The 1,757-nt window shown below is 54.5% G+C and carries 1 protein-coding gene; it reads left to right on the forward strand.

The annotated features are described in order from the left end of the window. Window positions 1–237 precede the first annotated feature (237 nt). Window positions 238–1,584, forward strand: a complete 1,347-nt coding sequence (locus tag F1735_RS33370; RefSeq protein WP_167241279.1) for a DUF4214 domain-containing protein — start codon at window positions 238–240, stop codon at window positions 1,582–1,584. Window positions 1,585–1,757: the final 173 nt, after the last annotated feature.

Here is a 1,757-nt window from a genome sequence, read left to right on the forward strand (position 1 = left end):
TTTCGGGATGCGAGAGAGTCGAGAGGTCGGGAAGAGGGGCAAGTTTTACCATGACCGGCATCATGCCCGGATATCGGAATGTTTACAATTGCGCGTTTACAACGGTCAGGGCTAAACAGTTACTTTTTTTCAAAAAGAACACACGTTTCAATCTGCACTTATTGGTTGCTCCAAGTCAGGAGAGTGCCGTATGATTCACACCGCGAAACTTGACGCTCTTGCCAATTGGGATACGAAATGCCAGATTACCACACCTTTGACTACCTGCCCGATCTCAGCGCCGCCTCCATGGCGGCTGCGAAAGCAGTGGTGTTCAAGCCATTCACCGGCAGCGGCACCGGCGTAGTGGCCAAGTCGGATAAGAGTGCAATCTACTCAAGCAGTACGTCAAACCTGGAAACCCTTTTTCCGGTGCAGATGACTGCCGGCACCAAGTACCATATCTTCGCCTCCAGTTTTTTCGACCCAAGTTTGACCCTGTACGATTACCTTGGCAATGTCATTTCTTACAGTAACGACAACGACATGCAGTATGGGACAGATTTCATGCAGAACCTGGTCCCCTACTACACCGGGACCTACTATGTCAGCGCCACATTGGATCGGGGTGTTTATCATTCGTCGGCATCGGTGTCTTTTTACGAAGACGACATAAGCAATAACCTTCCCAAAGTATCTACCGGCACCAGCGACGCGGACTACTTCGTCGGCGACCTGTGGGAGGTAGACCATGTCGATGGCAAGGCGGGCATCGACACCGTGTACTTCTCGTTCAGCCGAGGCCTGTATACCATGGTGAAAAACGGCAGCGACATGATGGTGATCCCGGATCTCGCTTCCTTGGACATCGATAAACTGACCTCGATCGAGAGGCTGGAATTCTCTGGCGAAACCGTCAACCTGGACTATACCGATGTGATCCAGGCGCTCTACGTCGCTTATTTTGGCCGCCCGGCCGACCCAGGTGGCTTCAATAGCTTTCAGCGCCAGCTCACATCGCTGAAAGCCTCGCCCAATTTTTCCGATCTCAGCGCCCGCTACAACACGGATGCGGCGACCAAAAAATTGATCGATTCGTTCGGCAGCAGCGCCGAATCGAAAGCACTGTACAGCGGCGATACCGCCTCGTTCGTCAAGGCGATATATAACAACTTACTGGACCGCGCACCGGACGCGGAAGGCCTGCGGTTCTGGGCCGGCGCAATCGACTCAGGCACGCTCACACGGGCCAATGCGTCGCTGTCGATCATGTCGGGAGCGCTATCGAATACGAGCGCGCAAGGCAAAGTCGATGCGGGTGCGATCGGCAAAAAAATCGACGTCGCGGCGAATTTCACGTTTGAAGTTGATGGCGAGAACAAGGAAGCTGGCTATTCGGGTGCGGCGGCAGCCAGTTCCGCCCGCGCTCTGCTTGCCAACGTGAACGCGTGGACCGATGTACTTGGGTACCAACAAATCGTCAATGCGGCTGTCGAGCCCCTTTCGACAACGCGTCCACCTGCGGATGCGCCGCAAGACATCGCCGACGCTTTGGCGCCTTTCATCGGCATCGATGACCAGCCACACGCGGCGATGTATTACTGATTCATTTCAGCGCACCGCACGCGGATGCGAAGCCTGACACCGGGTGGCGCTAGTGTAGTGTTGCATTCTCAGTGCTTCGTATTGAAATATCGCGGATGAGGCGCTATTCTTGTGCATCAACCAGGAGAAAGCTAATGCGAATTGCGACGGAGATTGTGCTTACCCAGGACGAG

It is taken from the genome of Massilia genomosp. 1, assembly GCF_011682185.1.
In the GTDB taxonomy this organism is placed as follows: domain Bacteria; phylum Pseudomonadota; class Gammaproteobacteria; order Burkholderiales; family Burkholderiaceae_D; genus Telluria_A; species Telluria_A rubra.

Coding starts and splice junctions, on each gene's coding strand:
- F1735_RS33370 (WP_167241279.1), top strand. CDS start 238: ATGCCAGATTACCACACCTTTGACTACCTGCCCGATCTCAGCGCCGCC.